Annotated in this window: 14 protein-coding genes; 11 read left to right on the forward strand and 3 right to left on the reverse strand. The window is 71.9% G+C overall.

The features are described 5' to 3' along the window. Positions 1-64: 64 nt before the first annotated feature. Positions 65-1,111, forward strand: a complete 1,047-nt coding sequence (locus tag BLU09_RS02080; RefSeq protein WP_244171358.1) for a coiled-coil domain-containing protein — start codon at positions 65-67, stop codon at positions 1,109-1,111. Between the two features lie 24 nt (positions 1,112-1,135). On the opposite strand, the gene BLU09_RS02085 is transcribed toward BLU09_RS02080, so the two are convergent. Continuing rightward, on the reverse strand, positions 1,136-1,672 hold the full coding sequence (locus BLU09_RS02085) for a hypothetical protein (protein ID WP_186817802.1): 537 nt from the start codon (positions 1,670-1,672) through the stop codon (positions 1,136-1,138). 38 nt (positions 1,673-1,710) lie between these two features. Here BLU09_RS02085 and BLU09_RS02090 point away from each other — a divergent pair, with 38 nt between their 5' ends. Continuing rightward, the gene (locus tag BLU09_RS02090; protein WP_090484807.1) at positions 1,711-2,832 is read left to right on the forward strand and encodes a hypothetical protein; all 1,122 of its coding nucleotides are present in this window, start codon (positions 1,711-1,713) and stop codon (positions 2,830-2,832) included. A 9-nt stretch (positions 2,833-2,841) separates the two neighbouring features. On the opposite strand, the gene BLU09_RS38635 is transcribed toward BLU09_RS02090, so the two are convergent. Beyond that, positions 2,842-3,219, reverse strand: coding sequence for a tetratricopeptide repeat protein (locus BLU09_RS38635; protein WP_171442961.1), 378 nt, complete (start codon positions 3,217-3,219; stop codon positions 2,842-2,844). On the opposite strand from BLU09_RS38635, the gene rsfS reads away from it, so the two are divergent. From rsfS to BLU09_RS39025, 6 genes are all read left to right on the forward strand, one after another. Next, positions 3,218-3,775: a ribosome silencing factor gene (gene rsfS, locus BLU09_RS39020; protein WP_186817803.1), complete on the forward strand. Its 558-nt coding sequence runs from the start codon at positions 3,218-3,220 to the stop codon at positions 3,773-3,775. The two genes, BLU09_RS38635 and rsfS, sit on opposite strands and share 2 nt — an antisense overlap. Before the next feature lies 1 nt (position 3,776). After that, on the forward strand, positions 3,777-4,241 hold the full coding sequence (locus BLU09_RS02105) for a 23S rRNA (pseudouridine(1915)-N(3))-methyltransferase RlmH (RefSeq protein WP_090484809.1): 465 nt from the start codon (positions 3,777-3,779) through the stop codon (positions 4,239-4,241). 63 nt (positions 4,242-4,304) lie between these two features. Then, positions 4,305-5,462: an RNA ligase RtcB family protein gene (locus BLU09_RS02110; protein WP_090484811.1), complete on the forward strand. Its 1,158-nt coding sequence runs from the start codon at positions 4,305-4,307 to the stop codon at positions 5,460-5,462. 54 nt (positions 5,463-5,516) lie between these two features. Then, positions 5,517-6,272, forward strand: a complete 756-nt coding sequence (locus BLU09_RS02115) for a GNAT family N-acetyltransferase (protein ID WP_244171359.1) — start codon at positions 5,517-5,519, stop codon at positions 6,270-6,272. A 56-nt stretch (positions 6,273-6,328) separates the two neighbouring features. After that, positions 6,329-7,870 carry a 2,3-bisphosphoglycerate-independent phosphoglycerate mutase gene (gene gpmI / locus BLU09_RS02120; RefSeq protein WP_090484814.1) on the forward strand — a complete coding sequence of 514 codons (1,542 nt, stop codon included), beginning with the start codon at positions 6,329-6,331 and terminating at the stop codon, positions 7,868-7,870. A 19-nt stretch (positions 7,871-7,889) separates the two neighbouring features. Continuing rightward, positions 7,890-8,591, forward strand: coding sequence for a ComF family protein (locus tag BLU09_RS39025; RefSeq protein ID WP_186817804.1), 702 nt, complete (start codon positions 7,890-7,892; stop codon positions 8,589-8,591). 18 nt (positions 8,592-8,609) lie between these two features. On the opposite strand, the gene BLU09_RS02135 is transcribed toward BLU09_RS39025, so the two are convergent. Then, on the reverse strand, positions 8,610-8,843 hold the full coding sequence (locus tag BLU09_RS02135) for a hypothetical protein (protein ID WP_244171360.1): 234 nt from the start codon (positions 8,841-8,843) through the stop codon (positions 8,610-8,612). Between the two features lie 138 nt (positions 8,844-8,981). On the opposite strand from BLU09_RS02135, the gene BLU09_RS02140 reads away from it, so the two are divergent. From BLU09_RS02140 to BLU09_RS39775, 3 genes are all read left to right on the forward strand, one after another. Then, positions 8,982-11,687 (forward strand): M1 family metallopeptidase, encoded by a 2,706-nt coding sequence (locus tag BLU09_RS02140; RefSeq protein ID WP_090484815.1) that lies wholly within the window; start codon positions 8,982-8,984, stop codon positions 11,685-11,687. Between the two features lie 144 nt (positions 11,688-11,831). After that, positions 11,832-12,449: a peptidoglycan-binding protein gene (locus BLU09_RS02145; RefSeq protein ID WP_244171361.1), complete on the forward strand. Its 618-nt coding sequence runs from the start codon at positions 11,832-11,834 to the stop codon at positions 12,447-12,449. Beyond that, positions 12,442-18,399, forward strand: coding sequence for a flagellar hook-length control protein FliK (locus tag BLU09_RS39775; protein WP_261770706.1), 5,958 nt, complete (start codon positions 12,442-12,444; stop codon positions 18,397-18,399). The genes BLU09_RS02145 and BLU09_RS39775 overlap by 8 nt, the downstream gene beginning before the upstream one ends. Positions 18,400-18,433: the final 34 nt, after the last annotated feature.

The following is an 18,433-nucleotide window of genomic DNA, read 5'->3' on the forward strand; positions in this document are numbered from 1 at the left end:
GGGGCCTCGACCTCCGGGGATGGGCTGGCAGGCTGGCACTCACCTTGCTCTGGGGCTGTCGCTGATGAATCTCCGCCCCCTCGCCCTCCTGCTGAGCCTGCTGCTGGCCATGCCCGGTCAGGCCGCGTCTGGGCTGGAGGCGGTGCGGGGACGGGCCCAGTCGGCTCGCGCGGAGACGCGCTCGCTGCGGGGTCAGCAGCAGGCCCTGCGCGACGAGCTCAACGGGCTGGCGGCACGCATCGAAACGCTGAAGGCGCAGCGCCAGGGCCGGCTGATGGCGGGGACGGAGCTGGAGGACGCGCTGCGGCGTTCGCAGGAGCTGAGCGGCCAGCTCACCGGGCTGGCGCAGGCCGTCGTCGCGGCGGAGGGCGAAGCGGAGCGCGCCCACCTGGCCCTGCACACGGCGCTGTCGGACGAGCTGTCGCGGCTGCTCGCGGCGTGGGAAGGCACCGCGGACCGGGGCCAGCGGGAGACGTTGTTGGAGGCGGTGCGCTCGGTTCGCGCCGAGCGGGAAGCCATCCGCGCAGCCCTGCCCGCGTCCCAGGTGCCCTCGCTGAACAAGGCCACCGCGGGCGGTGATGACCCCGAGGATTTGCTGGCCCAGGCGGACACGCTCCGCGATACCCGGGACAAGGTGCGCGAGCGGCTGAAGGCGCTGCGCGGCCGCATCACCGAGGTGCGCGAGGAGCGCGACCTGGACCGGCGCATGAACGACTTCCTCGGCGAGGAGTCGATGTTCGACGACCAGGACCGGCGCCTGCGCCTGCGCATGGGGAGCGACCGGGCGCTGCAGGTGGAGCGCTCCGTGCCAGGCACCAGTGCGCCGAACTTCCAGGGTGACAGCCCCGACGATCCGCCCCCCAACGTGGGCGGACGCCCCGGTGAAGGTGTCGACCCGGGCCGCCCCCCCTATCCGGCGCAGGTGTCTGCCCGGGCCACGGACCGGCGGCCCCAGGTCGAAACGCAGCGCGCCCAGGACCTGGCGGCGGGCGGCCCCGTGGACCTGGCGGCGATGGAGGCCGAGGCCACACGGCTGGAGACGCTGGCCAGGGAACTGGAAGGCCGCGCCACGAAGCTGGAGCGGCGCGCGCAGGAGATGGGCGTCCCCTGAGGGGCGCGCCTCCCGGCACCGGACTTACAAGAGCCCGGTCTCCACCTGCAGCTTCACCACCGCCTGCAGCCGCACCTCGCGTGCCGGCATGATGCCGCGGCCGCGGATGATGATGCTCATGGACGGCGCGGAGACGAAGGGCTGCAACTCCACGTTGTCCACGCGCAGCGACAGCACGGGGTTGGGCGGCCTCAGGTCCAGCGCGGACACGTCCTGGCGCGCCGCGATGCGCGCCTCCCGGTCTCCCGCGCGGGCATAGAACTCCACCGAGTCCAGGAAACGGAGGTCCTGGTCATTGGGGCTGAGGACCTTGAGCGTGAGGGACTCCACCTTGACGGACGTCACCTCGCCCTTGTGAATCCCCTGGTTCTTGAAGTCCTGGTTCTTGTCGAAGTCCATCCCCGCGAAGCTGCTGATGGCGGGAAGGCCGTTGAGGGGCGTGTCGACGCCAGGCGGGCCCGCGGGCACGGTCGACTCCCCTTTCACCTCGGTGGTGAAGGAGGAGGAGGCGCAGGCGGACAGGCCCAGGCAGGCCACCGCGAGAAAGGACACAAAGCGCATTCGCCCAATGTAACGGGCCGCCGGGGGCGTCGTCACCGGTGGGAGCGACTGGACGGCCGCCCCTGCCCTCCGGCGACGGAGTATGGTCGCGCGCCGTGGTCCGCTCCTTCGCGCCGCTCCTGCTCGTCCTCGCCATGCTCGCCGCCGGCCGTGCGCCCGCGGCCGAGTGGGAAGGGGCACTGAGGGGAACCGGCCGCCTGCTGCTGGACACCAACGCGCCCCGGGACTTCTCCGACCAGCTCACCCCCAGCCCGGAGCGGGACTTCGCCCTCAGCCTGCTGGGCTCCGCCGAGGGGCGCGGCTCCTTCGAACAGGCTCAACTGGTGGGCCGCTACGAGCTGGGCACGCGCGCGTACCTCCGGTACCAGGACGAGAACACGCTGGTGCAGTCAGGCGCGGTGGAAGCGTCACACGCGCTGGGCACGGCGCTGGGAATCGGCCTGGAGGGCCACGCGAAGGACCGGCGGGGGGGCTCGCGCTCGTACTCGGACCTGGGGACCACCGCGTTCCTGGAATACGCCCCGGACGTGCGACTGGCGCTGCGAGTGCGGGCAGGCGCCCGGCGATTCGTGTACCGGCCAGACCCCACCGCCAACTTCGGCGGCCCCGAGGTGGGCGTGCTGGGCCGCTACCGCTTCGACCGGCGGCACAGCCTGTCCGTCTTCGGTGACTGGAACTCCCGGCGCTTCGGCACCCCACCCCGGGCACGCCCGCCGGGGACGGGGGGCGGCTCGGGACTCCTCGCCGGCCGGCGTCAGGATGCAGCCCTGACGGCGGGAGCGTCGTACACCTACCGAGGCCCGCTGGCCCTGGGGCTGACGTACGCCTTCCAGGAGAACTCCTCCAACAGCTACGGCGAGACGATTCGCCGGCACCGGGTGTCGGCCAACGCCGGCGTCCGGTTGCCCTGGCGGGTGACCCTGCTGGCGCAGGGCTCGCTGGGCATCATCCAGTATCCGGACGGCATCTACCTCTCCCCGGAAATCATCCTGGTGGAAGAGGACGAAGGACAGAACTCGCTGTCGGTGAAGCTGGCCCGGCCGCTGACGGAGTCGCTGGACCTGGAGGTGACCTGGGGCATCTGGAGCACCCGGCTGCCTCGCAACTCGCTCACCTACACGCGCCAGGTCTTCAGCACCGGCTTCACCTGGCGCTACTGAGGGCGCGGCCTACGACAGGTCGGCGATGCGCTCGTCGATTTCCTCGGCGAGCCCCGGGTGCCCCTGGGCCAGGGCGTGCTCCCGGGCCCGGCCCAGCACCTCGCGCGCCTTGTCGGACTCGCCTGCCCCCGCCCAGGCATCCCCCAGGGCCACCATGGCGGCCGCATAGGTGGGGTCCAGCCGGACGGCCGACTCCAGGGCCTGGGCGGCCTCCGGGTACTGCCGCCGCTCCAGGTACAGCTTCCCGAGGGAGAAATGGCTCATGGGGGAGTCCGGGAAGTCCACCACCATCTTCTTGAACTGTTCCAGCCTGGCGTCGCTCATGGACACCAGCAGATAGAGGACCGCTTCCGTGTTGCCAAGGGTGCGGTAGGGTGCGCCGCACATGGCCACGAAGAAGAAGACGACCGCGAAAAAGACCACCACCCGGGCCCCGGCGGCCCGGAAGAAGACGGTATCGGGCAAGACGCCCGCGAAGAAGAAGGCCCCCGCAGCCAAGAAGTCGGCGGCGAAGGCCCCCACCAAGGCCCCCGCGAAGAAGAAGAAGGCGAAGCTCCCAGTTGCCCCTCCCCAGAAGGCGGGCCCCGCGGAGAACCCGGCCGCCAAGGCGCTGGCGCACCGCATCGGCAACCTGCTGGTGGACAAGAAGGCGCAGGACGTCGTCATCCTCGACGTGCGCGGGATGACGTCCTACGCGGACTACTTCGTCATCGCCTCCGCGGAGACGGACCGCCAGGTGAGCGCCATGGCGGAGAACGTCCAGGTGCAGCTCAAGACGGGTGACGAGCCCCTGCGTCCCATCGGCACCGAGGGCTTCGAGACGGGTCAGTGGGTGCTGCTCGACTACGGCGAGGTGGTGGCGCACCTGTTCCTCACCGACCTGCGCGCGCACTACGACCTCGAGGGCCTCTGGGCCGACGCGTCTCGGGAGAAGCTGGCCTGAGGTGAAGGTCCGGCTCCTCTCCATCGGCAAGGACCGTTCGGGCCTGTATGAGCCCGCGGTCCAGGAGTACGCCAAGCGCCTGGGCCACTACACCCGCTTCGAGTTGGTGGAACTGGCGGAGGCCAGCGGCAAGCGGCTCAAGCCCGGCGACGCGAAGGCCGCCGAAGCCGAGGCGATTCTCTCCAAGCGCAAGCCGCAGGACTGGCTGGTGGCCCTGGACGAGCGCGGCTCACTGCTCGACTCCGTCGAGCTGAGCCGCTACGTCGGCAAGGCGCAGACGGGCGCCAAGGATTTGCTGTTCATCATTGGCGGGGACGAGGGGCTCGACGCACGCGTGCGGGACGCGGCGAACCTCACGCTGTCCCTGTCGAAGATGACGCTGCCTCACCGGCTGGCGCGCGTGGTGCTCATCGAACAGCTCTACCGCGCGTTCACCATCCTCAAGGGCGAGCCGTACCACAAGTAGGCGGCCGGGCATGGGGCCCGGCGCCACCGTCAGGCGCGGCGCACAGGTGCCGTCAGCCCGGGCATGCGCACTGACGCCTCCTCTGAAACGCTCCCCACTTCCGCGCCGCAGGCGCCCGTGCGTGTCATCGCCTCCGCCCAGTCCTGGGTGGAAGGCGAGGCGGTGCGGCAACTCGAAGCCATGGCCCGCTTGCCAGGGATGAAGCTGGCGGTGGGCCTCCCGGACCTGCATCCCGGAAAGGGTGCTCCGGTGGGCGCGGCCTTCACCTCCGAAGGCTTTCTCTATCCCTATCTGGTCGGCAGTGACATCGGCTGTGGCATGGGCCTGTGGAACGTGGACCTGCTGGCACGTAAAGCCAAGCCCGAGCGTTGGGCAGGCAAGTTGGACCTGGAAGGCCCGTGGACGGGTGACACGGAAGGTTTCCTCCAGGAGCACGGCGTGAAGTCCTCGGGCTACGAGGCCGCGCTGGGCACGGTGGGCGGCGGCAACCACTTCGCGGAGTTGCAGCGGGTGGACGCGGTCCATGACGCGAAGGTCTTCAGCGCCCTGGGCCTGGAGGCGGACCGCTTGCTGCTCCTGGTGCACTCCGGCTCGCGCGGCCTGGGTGAAGCGATTCTCCGGGCCCACGTGGACCGGCACGCGGCGGGCGGGCTCGCGGACGACTCACCCGAGGCGCAGACCTACCTCACGCGCCATGACCACGCGGTGGCCTGGGGCCGGGCCAATCGGGCCCTGGTGGCGCGGCGAATGCTGGACGGCATCGGCGCGATGGGCCAACGAGTCCTCGACGTGTGCCACAACAGTGTCACCCCTCGGCGTGACACGGGACGGACGCAGTGGCTGCACCGCAAGGGCGCGGCGCCGTCCGACGAAGGGCCGGTGGTGATTCCCGGCAGCCGCGGCGCACTGAGCTACCTGGTGATTCCCACCGGTGAGAGCCACGCCAGCGCGCACAGCCTGGCGCACGGCGCGGGCCGCAAGTGGACACGCTCCGCAGCCCGGGAGCGAATGCGCGAACGCTTCACGGCGGAATCGCTCACCCGCACCGCCTTCAAGAGCCACGTGGTGTGTGAGAACAAGGACCTCCTCTTCGAGGAGGCGCCGCCCGCGTACAAGCCCATCGACCGCGTGGTGACGGACCTGGTGGAAGCAGGGCTGGTCCGAGTGGTGGCCACCCTGGCGCCCGTCCTCACGTACAAGACGCGCGCCCGGCCGGAGTAGGGTCCCCCCATGCAGCCTTTCCTCGAACCAGACTCCCCGCGAGTGCGCTCCGCCATGGAAGCCAATCAGGTGGAGCACATGACCTATCTGGCGCGAAATCTCCCCGGCGCCATCGTGAAGGACACTCCCGGGCTGCTGCTCGTCGACTCCGGGTTGCCCTGCAACACCTTCAACGTGGTGTGCCGGGCCCGGCTCGAGCGCCACGAAGCGGACGCGCGCATCGCCGCCGCCGTCTCCCACTTCCGGGACAAGGCCTTTCCCTTCGCATGGTGGGTGGGGCCGGACGCCGCGCCCGAGGACCTGGACGCCCGCCTGTCGGCGCACGGTCTGGTGAACGCCGAGCAGGAGCTGGGCATGTCCATGGACCTCTCCCGGCTGCCAGGACTCACGCTGCCCTCGGGGCTGTGCATCCGCCGCGCCGAGGACGAACACACCCTGGCGGACTTCGCCCGCGTCGTCGCGGCGAACTGGGAGCCCGCCGACCCCCACGTGCTGGACTTCTACGCGAGGACGGCGCACGTGGCGCTCGCACCCGACAGCCCCATCCGCTTCTTCGTGGGCTACCTGGACGGCGAGGCGGTCGCCGCCAGTGAGTGCCACCGGGCGTGGGGGGTCGCGGGCCTCTACTCGGTGGCCACCGTGCGGCACGCTCGGCGACGAGGCATTGGCGCGGCGCTCACGCTGGCACCCCTGCTGGATGCCCGGGAGGCGGGCTACCGGACAGCCACCCTCCAGGCGTCCGCGCAGGGCCAGGGCGTCTATTCCCGGCTGGGTTTCGTACCCCAGGGGACCTTCCGCGAGTATCAATAGACGCGCTCGCTTTTTGTCCTCTCCCGTCTGGCGCCTGCATGGTTAGGGTTCGGAGCATGACGCCCGCGCACAAGGTCCTGCTCTGCATCCTGGATGGTTGGGGTATTCGCCAGGAGCGTGACAACAACGCCATCGTCCTGGCCGGCACGCCGCACCTCGACAAGCTGGCGAGCCCCTACCCCTTCACCGAGCTGCAGACGGCGGGTCTGGCCGTGGGCCTGCCCGAGGGGCAGATGGGCAACTCCGAGGTGGGCCACACCAACATCGGCGCGGGGCGAATCGTCTACCAGGACCTGGTGCGCATCAATCGCGCCGCGGAGTCCGGAGAGCTGGCGCAGAACCCCGTGCTTCGCGCGGCCCTCGACGGAGTGAAGGCGGACGGCAAGGCCCTGCACCTGCTGGGGCTGGTGTCGCCCGGCGGCGTCCATTCGTCCATGGACCACCTGTTCGCGCTGCTCAAGGCCGCGAAGGAACGCAACGTGGCCCACGTCTACGTGCACGCCTTCCTGGACGGGCGTGACACGCCGCCGCAGAGCGCGCTGGGCTACGTGGAGGAGTTGGAGCGCTTCCTCCACGAGACGCACACCGGCCGCATCGCCACCGTGACCGGGCGCTTCTACGCCATGGACCGCGACAAGCGCTGGGACCGGGTGCACCAGGCCTACGAGGCGCTGGTGTTCGGCCGCGGGCCCAAGGCGCCGGACGCACTGAGCGCCATCCGCGCGGCCTACGCGGAGAAGGTCACCGATGAATTCGTGAAGCCCACGGTGCTGGCCACCGGTGACGGCACGCCGGTGGGCCGCATCCAGGACGGCGATGCGGTGCTCTTCTTCAACTTCCGCGCGGACCGGGCGCGGGAGCTGACGCAGGCCCTGGCGTTCCCGGAGTTCAAGGAGTTCGACCGGGGCGGGCTGCGGCTGGGTCGCTACGTGTGCATGACCCAGTACGATGAGACGTTCAAGCTGCCCGCGCTCTTCGAGCCGGACCAGCCGCAGGACATCTTCCCGGAGCTGCTGTCACGCCAGGGGCTGCGCCAGTTCCGCACGGCGGAGACGGAGAAGTACGCGCACGTCACGTTCTTCTTCAACGGCGGCCGAGAGGTCGTCTACGCGGGCGAGGACCGGCACCTGGTGCCCAGCCCGCGCGACGTGAAGACGTACGACTTGAAGCCGGAGATGTCCGCCTACGAAGTCACGGCCGAGCTGGTGAAGCGGCTCGACTCCGGGAAGTACGACTTCGCGCTGGTGAACTTCGCCAACCCCGACATGGTGGGCCACAGCGGGCGGCTGGACGCGGCGATGAAGGCGGTGAAGGCGGTGGATGAATGCCTGGGCGCGCTGGGCAAGGCGTGCGAGCGCAACGGCTGGGTGCTGGCCATCTCCGCCGACCATGGCAACTGCGAGCAGATGGTGGACCTGGAGACGGGCGAGCCCCACACCGCGCACACGCTCAACCCGGTGCCCTTCCACCTCATCCACCCGGACTTCCGAGGGCAGAAGCTGCGCCCGGGCATCCTCGCGGACATCGCGCCCACCCTCTGCAAGGTGATGGGATTGCCGCAGTCCAAGGAGATGAACCGTCAGGGCTTGCTGCCGTGATGCGCGCGGGGCAAGGCCCGTGCTGAAGGCCCTTCTGGACGTGCTCTATCCCCCTTCGTGCCTCGCGTGCACGAAGGTGCTGCCGGGCCCCGAGGGCTTCTTCTGCGAGACGTGCGACACCGCGGTGGAGCGGCTTCCCCCCGCGTGCTGCCGCACCTGCGCGGAGCCCGGCGCGTTTCCCGGGGACACGTGTCCCCGATGCCGTGCCACCCCGCCGCCCTTCGCTCGCGCCTGGGCACCCTTCGCGCACGAGGGGCCCCTGGCGCGCGCCATCCACCGGTTCAAGTACGAAGACCACCCCAACCTCGCGGGCCCGCTGGGGGCGCTGCTGGCGGACGAGGCGCGAAGCTTCCTCAGCCGTGCACCCGAGCTGGTGGTCGCGTTGCCGCTGCACACGCGGCGCTATCACGCGCGTAAGTATGACCAGGCGCAGTTGCTGGCGGGCACGCTGGCGAAGGCCACCGGGCGCAAGGCGCCCGTGGGATTGCTGACGCGGCACCGCGAGACACAGCGGCAGGTGGGGCTGAGCGAGGCGGAGCGGGCGAACAACGTCGCGGGGGCGTTCGCCGCGTCTTCCCGTGTCTCGGGGCAGCGTGTGCTGCTGGTGGACGATGTGTTCACCACCGGAGCCACCGCCAGGGCGGCGGCCTCGGCCCTGCTCGAAGCGGGCGCCGTCCAGGTGGAGATGCTGACGCTGGCGCGGGCCTTCAGCCTGGAGTGAGTGGACGACGCCCGACGGCTACTTCTGGGCGGCCCGGACCCGCTCCAGTTCAGCCTGGAGTTCGGCCACGCGCCGCTCCGCGTCTTCTCGGCGCCGGGACTCTTCTTCTCGGCGCCGGATTTCATCTTCTCGCAGGTGGGCCTCCTCATCCGCGCGCTGTTCCAGCCAGTTGATGCGCTCCCGCATCCGGACGATGAGCTCATCGGACTCCATCAAGAGCGCGTTGCCAGCCCAGAACCATGATGCCTTCATCAACACGGCATCCCATGACGCGGACGCTCAACGCACACGGCCCCACTCTCCGCCTCTCAGGAAAGAGCCGCGTTCATCAGCGACTGGCCACACGCAAGGACTTCGGCCCGAGGGCCGACTGGAGTTACCGTCAAGCCCATGCGCTCGCTCCTTCCACTTGCACTCGCGGTCGCCGTCCTCCGCTGCGCCCATGCGCCCGAGGCGCCCCCCGCCGCTCCCGTGGCCACCGCCCCTGAATGGCCCGAACCCCAGCCCCCCGCGCTGCGGCTGCCCGACTCGGTCCGCCCCACGCGTTACGCGCTCGACCTGAAGCTGCTGCCCGCCGAGCCCACCTTCTCCGGCAGCGTCAGCATCGATGTGGACGTGAGCGAGCCGGTGCGCCAAATCTGGCTGCACGGACAGGACATGGAGTTCTCCCAGGCCCGCATCGAAACGGGAGGCCGCACGCTGGAGGCCCGCGCCGTCACCGCCAGCGAAGGACGGCTCGGTCTGCTGCTGCCCGAGACAGTCCAGCCCGGCAAGGCCCGCATCCACATCGCCTTCACCGGCAAGGTCGACCGCGAGCGCAGCCAGGGCCTCTACGCCGTGGAGGAAGGCGGCGAGCCCTACCTCTACACCTTCTTCGAGCCCGTCGACGCGCGCCGCGCCTTCCCCTGCTTCGACGAGCCGGGCTTCAAGGTGCCCTGGACGTTGCGCATCACCGCCAAGGAGGACCACGTCGCGCTCGCCAACCACCCCATCGTCTCGCGCGAGAAGCTGCCGGACGGGCTGGCGCGCGTCACGTTCGCCGAGAGCAAGCCGATGCCCAGCTACCTCGTGGCGTTCGTGGTGGGCCCCTTCGACGTGGTGGACGCGGGCACCGCGGGCCGCAACGCCGCGCCGCTGCGCTTCATCGTTCCGCGCGGCCGGGGCGCGGAGACGGCCTACGCGGCCAGCGTCACGCCGCGCATCGTCACGCTGATTGAAGACTACTTCGACATGCCGTACCCGTACGAGAAGCTCGATGTCGCGGTGGTGCCCCGCTACTGGGGCACCATGGAGCACCCGGGCCTCGTCGCGCTCGGGCAGCCGCTGACGCTCATCCGCCCCGGCGAGGAGACGCTCGCGCGCCGCAAGTGGTACGTGAACATCGCCAACCACGAACTGGGGCACTACTGGTTCGGCAACATCGTCACCTGCCAGTGGTGGGACGACATCTGGCTCAACGAGTCGCTCACCTCGTGGCTGGACCGCAAGACGGTGGACCCCTTCGACACGAGCTGGGGCTTCGGGCTGGAGCAGAGCACCCAGTCCACGCTCTTCGCGTTGGACACGGACGCGCTCGCAGCCACCCCGCCGGTGCGCAAGCCCGCCAACACGCATGACGAGGTGCTGGGCTCATTCGACAACGGCACCACGTACGCCAAGGGCTCGGCCATCATCGACATGTTCGAGGCGTGGCTCGGCGAGGAGCGCATGCGCGACCTGCTGCGCGGCCACATCAAGAAGCATGAATGGGGCGTGGCCACGTCGGAGGACTTCGCCGCCACGCTGTCGGCCGCCGCGGGGCCGGACCTCGCGCGTGCCTTCCGCAGCTTCATCGACCAGCCCGGCGCGCCGCGCATCGCCGCCGAGCTGCAATGCCAGCCGGGAGCCCCCGCGAAGCTGAAGTTCACGCAGGAGCGCTACGTCCCGGCGGGCTCCACCGCCAGCAAGGACCAGACGTGGTCCGTGCCGGTGTGTGTGCGCGCGGGCTCCGGCAAGACGTCCGAGCGCACGTGCACCATGCTGACCGAGGCCACGGGCGAGCTGGCGTTGCCCGGCAAGAGCTGCCCTTCCTGGTTCGTGCTCAACGCGGGCGGCACCGGCTACTACCGCTCTGGCTACACGCGCGAGCAACTCAACCGCGTGCTGGCCGCGCCCACGGAAGCGCTGACGGTGCGCGAGCGGCTGACCCTGTTGGCCGACATGGAGGCCGGGGTACGCCGGGGAGACCTGCCCCTGGGCGACGTCCTGCGCTACGTGCCCACCACGGCCAAGGCGGACCACCGCCTCATCATGCAGCGCGGCGCCCGGCTGCTGACCTTCGTGCACGTGGACCGGCTGTCCGACGACGAGCGCGCGCGCTACCAGAACTGGGTGACCGCGATGTACGGCCCTCGGGCCCGCGCGCTGGGCTGGGAGCCCAAGCCCGGTGATGACGACGCGGTGAAGTCGCTGCGACCCAACCTGCTGGGGCTGGCGGCGCTGCGCGGCGAGGACCCGGCCCTGGTCCGGGATGCGAACCGGCTGGCGAAGGCGTGGCTGGCGGACCGGAAGTCCGTCCACCCGGAGGCCGTTCCCCTCGCGCTGATGGTGGCGGCTCGGAACGGAGACAAGGCCTTCTTCGACACGCTGGTCGCGCGCGCCCGCGCCACGGAGGACCGGACCGAGCGCAGCCGCATCTTCACCACCCTGGGCGCCTTCCGGGAACCGGCGCTCGTGCGCGAGGCGCTCGCGCTGGTGGCCGGCAGCGAGTTCGACGTGCGCGACACCCAGTCCATCCTCACGGGGGCCTTCTCGATGCCGCAGACGCGGGCGCTCGCCTGGGCGTTCTACCAGGAGCACTTCGACGCGCTCGCCAGCCGGATGCGCTCGGACGAAGTCGCCGGGCTCATCGGACTGGTGGGCATGCTGTGCGACGAGAAGACCGCCGCCGAAGCGGAAGCCTTCCTCACCCCCCGCGCGGCGAAGCTGGAGAACGCGTCTCTCGCCCTCACCCGCGCCATGGAGTCCATCCACCTCTGCGCCGCGTCCAGCACGCTGAACGCGCAGAGCGTCAGGGACTTCCTGAAGGGCCAGCCGAGCCCCGCGAAGCTCCGCTGAGCGCGCGACACGCCTCCCGTGCGCGTCATCGCGAAACGCATCTGCGTTCCGTCATGACGCGCACGGCGGCGGTGATTGCCCCCCGTGGCAGGGGTCCACTCCAGCCACGTCCGGCACACGGGCTGCACTCAGTCCGCCGGACCCATGCCTCGAACGTACACAGCACAAGCGGGCGACTGCGTCTCCAGCATTGCCCACGCGCACAACCTGAGTCCGCAGCGCGTCTGGGAAGCGCCCGAGAACGAGTCCCTGCGACGGGAGCGGACGAGCCCCCATGTGCTCAAGCCCGGCGACACGGTGACGCTCCCGGACAAGGAAATCCGGCAGGTCCCCTGCGCGACGGGAAGGACGCACACGTTCAGGCTCAAGGGCATCCCGGAACGCTTCCGCCTGCGACTGCATGAGGACGGTGCGCCTCGGACGAAGGTGCCCTACCGGCTCGTCATCGGGGACGTCACCCACGAAGGAGAGACGAACGCGCAGGGCCTCATCGAGTGCGGGATTCCTCCCGGTGCCCGAGAGGCGACGCTGGAGGTCGGCGGCGAGGAGTACACGCTGTCCCTGGGGACGCTCCAGCCCGTGTCCACGGAGGAGGGGCTGCGAGCGCGACTGGTGAACCTGGGCTTCCTCGAGGACGAGTCCAGCGAGGAGGACGCGCTCGCCGAGGCGGTCGCGAGGTTCCAGGCCGAGTACGGGCTGATGCCCTCCGGCACGGTGGATGAGCAGACCCTACACAAGCTGCGGGAGGCGCACGGTGCCTGAGACCACGCCCCCTGCTCCAGGGCCCAAGCGCCGCCGTCTGGGCCACGTCGCACGCGGCGGAGAAATCAACACGCTCAACATCCGGTTTCCCGGCCGCTACTACGCGTTCGTCACGGAGCGGGAAGGCGCGGACGACGACCCGCTCTACCTGCGGCTGGAGTGCGTCGAGCGCGACTGGATGGACCGGGTCTGGAACGAACTGGAGAAGCAGTTCGACCCGGGCGACTTCCTCCGCTTCTTCAATGCCGTCATCAACGGCCGGCGCTTCGAGGACTTCTACGATGCGCTGACGCTGGAGCAACTCAACCTCTTCTACGTCGTCTATTACTGGTTCCTGCGGCGGGTCATCGACGACGGCAATGACTCCGCCCCGGTGTCCGTCTTCGAGTTCGAGCTCGCGCCCGGGGACCCGCTGCGCGATGACCTCTACGAGACGGACTGGTTCCACCTGGAGTTGCAGGCGACGCCGGGCAGCACCCGCCCGGACGGGCTCTTCGTGCGGGCGGGCAACGTGCGGCGCGCGGGCGTGCACACGGTGCGGGGCTTCACCCCGGACACGGACTCGCCGCCCGCGGAGCGCTGGCTGCGGAGCTTCCTGCGGGTGGAGGATCGCTCGGATGGCGGGCTGACGCAGGGCGCGCTCAAGGCGCTCCACTTCCCGCTGCCGGCGCCGCCACCACCACCGCCGCCGTCTCGTCCAGGAGGTCCTGGCGGCTCCGGAGGCTCGGGCCCGATTCCCGAGCCGCCCATCAAGAACCCCTTCGCCATTCCTTCCGCGCCCCTCCCCATCCCGGTGTCGGCCCGGGTCGCCACCCCGGCGCTGGCGCGGTGGATGCGCGCCGCGGCCCGCCAGCTCTCCCAACAGGTGCGCGCCTTCACCGAGGAGGTCGCGGACTTCTTCGATGACTGGATGCCGCCTCCCGGAGGGCCCGTGCTCGCATTCGCCGGAGCCGCCGGCCCTGCGCTGACTTCACGAGCGGTGCCCAGGGAAAGGTCGCGGCCAGGTGCCCCACCGCCCACGGCCCACGCCTACGTAGGTGATGGCGCGCCCAATCCGATGGATGCGTCCGACCCGAACGGCTTGTTCGCCCCCTTCGTGGGGCTGTTCAACGTGGGCCAGGGCGCGTGCTCGGTGCTGTACGACAACCAGGGGCGCGCCATCGTCTATTACGACTTCGGCAGCCCGGCGAACGGCCAGCAGGGGACCTTCCCCATCATTCCACTGGGGCACTGTGTGGGCCCCTGCATGTGCAACGGCCCGCTCATCATCCTGTCCCACTGGGACATGGACCACTGTGATTTGGGGCGCTACTACCCGGAGTCCTTCCGCTGCCGGTGGCTCGCGCCGCAGCAGCACATGGGCACCGTCGTGTGCCGCGACACGGTCGCGCGTGTCGTCCACGACGGTGGCGAGTTCTACATCTGGGCGGCGTCGGGGCGGCCAGGAACCGCCGCGAGTCCGCGCGGCACGCCGAGTTCCTGGAACCGCCCAGGTGGCAGTCACATGCGGTTTCCCTGGGGCTTCGTCGAACGCAACTACCGTGAAGGCGCGCAGAACCCGCTCGCCAGTGGCTCGGACCCGCGCAACAACTCCGGGCTGGCGCTGTATGTCTGCGTGCGCGACGCGCCCGGTGGTGCGGCGGCTGTCGCCGCGGGCCCCGTGGCCACCGACGCCAACAACCTGGGGGGCAATGGGCGAGGTCTGGTCACCATCGGCGGAGGCGCCCCTCCAGGATGGGTGGCGGCCGCGTTCGCGGGGCCCAACCTTCCTGGCATTGGAGGCGGCCTGGCCGCATTCCTCGCGGCGATGGGGCCGGCCGGTGGCAACCCCAATCCCGCGGCGATCCTCGCCCGGCGACAGTCGGCCGCCGCCACCGCGGCGGTGGGCCCGGGTGGTCCAGGCGCCGGTCTCACCGCGAGACAGCGGCTGGTCATCGCGACGCTGGCCGTGGCGCACCCCGCGCTCGCTGCCGCCACGGCGGTGGCGCTGGGCCGGGCCGCGGAAGTCGCCGCGGACGCCGTGGCGGTCGCGGGCGGAACCCTGCCCCAGATGGCGGCGGCGGCGGGCGCGGCCGTCATCGTGGCGAGCGGCGCGCCGGGCACGGCGGTCGCCACCTTCACGGCCATGGGGACAGCGGCGGCGGGCGGCGCGCCGCTGATGCCCGGGAGCGCCGGGGCCCTGGCGTTGGCCCATGTGCAAGGAGCCATCGTCGGTGCACCTGCCGCCTCCCCCGTCACGACGGCGGCGAATACGGCATCCGGCATCGTGCCACAGGGCGGCGAGGCGGTGCGGGCCGCGGTGGAGGCCGTGGTACGCACCCACGCCCCCGCGCCGCTCCCCGGCCTGTCGCTGGAAGGCGCGGTGGCCCGCGCCGCTGGCGTCAGCAACCCGGCCGCGGTCTGTAAGGCCCTCGCGCCCCCGCTGCCACCGACGCTCCAGGGAGAGGCGCCCTTCCACGCCAACGAGCGGTTCGTGCTCCTCACGGGCGACGTCAACTACCAATACATCCCCGCGCAGCGGCGCCCCTTCGCCGCACCCGGCGGCGGAGCTCCCGGAGGCGCGGTGCCGCTTCCCTACGCCCCCACGGCCCACCCGCCCGTCGTCGTGGGCCTCACCGCGACCCACCACGGCTCCAACAAGGTGGGGGCGAACGACCTGAATCCCGACAGGATTCCATGGGCCCCCAACACGCTGCCCACCCGTGCGGCCGCGGTCGCGCACGCGGCGTCAGCGCTTCCCAATCCCAACATCCGCCGGGCCGCGACGGCCGCGGCGGCCGCAGCGGCGCTCCCACTCCCATTGCCCGCGAACCTGGCGAACCTGGCCGCCGCGGCGGAACGCGCCGCCTATGCCGCCTCCGCGGGGGCCTTCACCCCGCTCGTGGTGGCCCGTGCAGCGGCCGCGGCGGTGGTCCTGGAGAACGCCGTCCCGAACACGCCACAAGCGCAGTTCGACCATTTGGGAGCCGTGTCCGCGGGCCCCCCGCCCGCTGTGCCCGCGCTGGTCGGCGCAACGGCGGTGGCCTGGGGCCTGGTGACGGCCGCGTTGGGCGGTGGCGGTGGCGGTGCGGCGGCGGTGCCAGGACTGGGCCCCGTGGTGGCGGTGCCAGGAGGCCCCCAGGTGGTCAGGGCGGCCACCGAGGCCGTCCTCATGGCCAGGGGGCTCCCCAACGCCCACCGCACCGCATCAGCGCGCAGGGCGGTGGAGCAGGCGCACGTCGCCGCGAGGCCCGGAGCGCCACAACCCGTCCTGCAGGCCGTCGCCGCGGCCGTGGCCGTGCGGCGGAGCATCGCCCAAGGCGGAACCATCTCCGTCCCGACCGCCACCGCCATCGTCCAGGCCTCCCGCCTGAGCATCACCACCGGCGCCGGGGGCACCGTGGCGGCCCTCACCGGAGCGGGGATTGCCAACCTCCCCGCGGTGACCCATCCCTATTTCGCCACCGCTGTCGCCGCCATTCCCAACCCGCCGCTGGCGGCGGTCCAGGCCGCGCTGGGGCTCCCGCGGAGCGTGCCCATCGACCCGGCGAATGCCCCCTTCGCGGTGGCCAACGCCTTCGCCCCCTCGCCCGTCCTTCCCGAAATCATCCTGGATGCCCTGCTGTCTCGCGGCCAGTCGCTCCCGAAGTTTCCGCTCGCGTTGGTTGAGATTGCCGCCGCCCTCGCGGCCATCGGGCCCGGGGCCTCTCTCTCCGAAGTGGCCGCGGTCGTCGAGGCGGCGCGCGCAGCGCAAAATGGTCAGGCGGCGGGCGCACCTCCCGCCGCCGGGCACGCGCACGCGGCGGCGGACCGCATCGGCTATTCCTACGGCGTCGCCATCCAGACGGGCGGCGCGGCGGCGGCCCCTCCCTTCGCGCACCGCTATCTCTCTCAGGGCGTGGGACATCCCGCCCACCTCGCCATCGACAAGTACCAGCGCCGGGGTTGGGCGGTGCGCCGCAACACCAGCATGCACGCGGACCAGAGCACACAGCCAGACGACAGCCCTCGCGGGCACCACGCCTTGGGGTGGGAGCTGGCCCCGCTCTACGAAGGACCGCTGCGTCCGGCCTCCCCCGTCACGGGCACCCTTTCGCGGACCTGCCATGGCTGCAAGGAGGTCGCCGCGACCCGAGCCAACGCGGCCGTGGGTGTGGGAACAGCGCCAGCCACCGCCGTGGCCACCGCCATCGGCGTGGTCCCCGCCGCGGCCGCCGCCACCGCCCCCGCGGCAGGTCCCGTCAACGCCGCGCAACTGGGCCTGCAGGGCGTTCCAGCCGCGCGAGCGGCCCGCCGGAGCCTGGAGCCCGCCATCGCGGCCCGGGCCGCCGTGCCCTTCGCCAGGGCCGCGGTCGCGGGCGTCGCCGCGGCCCATGCCACGAGCGCATGCATCATCGTGAGCCAAGCGGTCCTCGCGGCCCGGTGGCCCGCCGCCACGGCGCGAGGGGCCGTCGTTCGGGGCGGGCCTCTCTCTCCGGCGGCCGCGATGCTCGTGGGCGTCCCGGCATCGGCCGCCGAAGCCGTCACGGCGGCCTACACCACGGTGCTGGCCGCCCCACTCGCCCTGCCCCCGACGGACCTCGCCGCGGTGGTGGCCGCAGTGGCCGTGAGCCTGGGAGAGCCGCCCCTCGCCGCTGTCGCCGCGACCGTGGCGCTCCCCTTCCTGGGAGGCACGGGCGCGGCGGCCCACAGCGCCGCCCTGGCGACGGCCGCCGGTGTCGGGATTGATGACTTCGCGGCGGCCATCGTCGGAGGCGCTCATGCCTGCGCGTTGGGCGCGAACCTGCCAGCGCCCGTCGCCGCCAGGGTGGCCGCCATCTCCGCCATGGCCGGAGGCGCCCCAACTCCCACGGCGCTGGATGCGGTGGCCAACGCCATCTCCGCGGGACCTCCGGTCGCGGCACACCACGCCCTCCTCATGGGCACGGCGGGAACCACGCTTCCGGCCATCGCCGCGGTCGTCGCGGCGGCGGCGGGCATGGCCCACGCGGGCGTGACTCCCCCAGCCGCGGCGGACGCGAGCACCTGTCATGCCGCCGCGGCCGCCACCGTGCCGGGCATCACCCAGGCCGCCGTGAATGCCTGCGCCGCCACGCTCGCGGGCGGCGCCATCCACCCCAACCCAGCCGCTGTCGCGGGCCTCGTGGCGGCCTCCACGCCGACCGCCGCCGCCGCCGTGTCAGTTGCATCTGCCGTGCTGACAGCCACCGGGGCGGCCCCCCCGGCGCTCGGGGACGCCGCCGTCTGCTACGCCTCGGCGGCAGCCGCCGTCACCGCTGCGATGGGAGGCGCGGCCGCCGCCGCCGAAGCCGCGGCCGCCGCCCTCACGGGCGTCTTCGTGCCCGCCGTCGGCAACACCGCGGTGACGGCCGCCACCGCCGCGAATTCCAGCGAGGAGGCAGCCGCGGCGGTGGCGGCGGCCGCCGCCCTCGTCACGGCGGATGCATTGACGCTGCCGACCGCGGCCCAATCGGCGGCCTGTTACGCGGCGGCCGCGGCGGCCGCGGGTGTTCCGGCGCTCGCGGCGAACGCGGCGGCTGGGACCCTTGCCCTGGCCGGCGTCACCGCCGCCACCGATGCCAACACGGCACTGGTCGCGGGCGCCGCCCCGCTCGCATGTGCCACCGTCGCCGCGGCCATGGTCGTCACCCAGCTCGCCGTGGGCGGTACCGCCAATCACCGCGCGGTCGCGGCCGCGGCCAGCGCTTCAGCCATCGGCGTTCCCGTGGGGCCAGTGGACCAGGCCGCCCAGAGCCTCAGCGTGGGCATGGCCCATCCCATCTCCGTGGCCATCGCCGAGTCCGCGTCGATGCGGGCTTCGGGCGCATCGGAAGAAGCCGCCGCGGCCATGGCCACCGTCCGGGTGCTCGAGCCTCGGAGCGCCCCCCTGGCCGCCGTGGCAGCAGCCAGTGCGGGCGTACCCGCCGCGGACGCCGCCGCCACGGCCGCCATCCGTCTCTTCAATGTCTGACCCGTCCGCGCCCCCCGCGTGACACAGTTCCCCC

The sequence above is a fragment of the Myxococcus virescens genome, assembly GCF_900101905.1.
GTDB lineage: Bacteria > Myxococcota > Myxococcia > Myxococcales > Myxococcaceae > Myxococcus > Myxococcus virescens.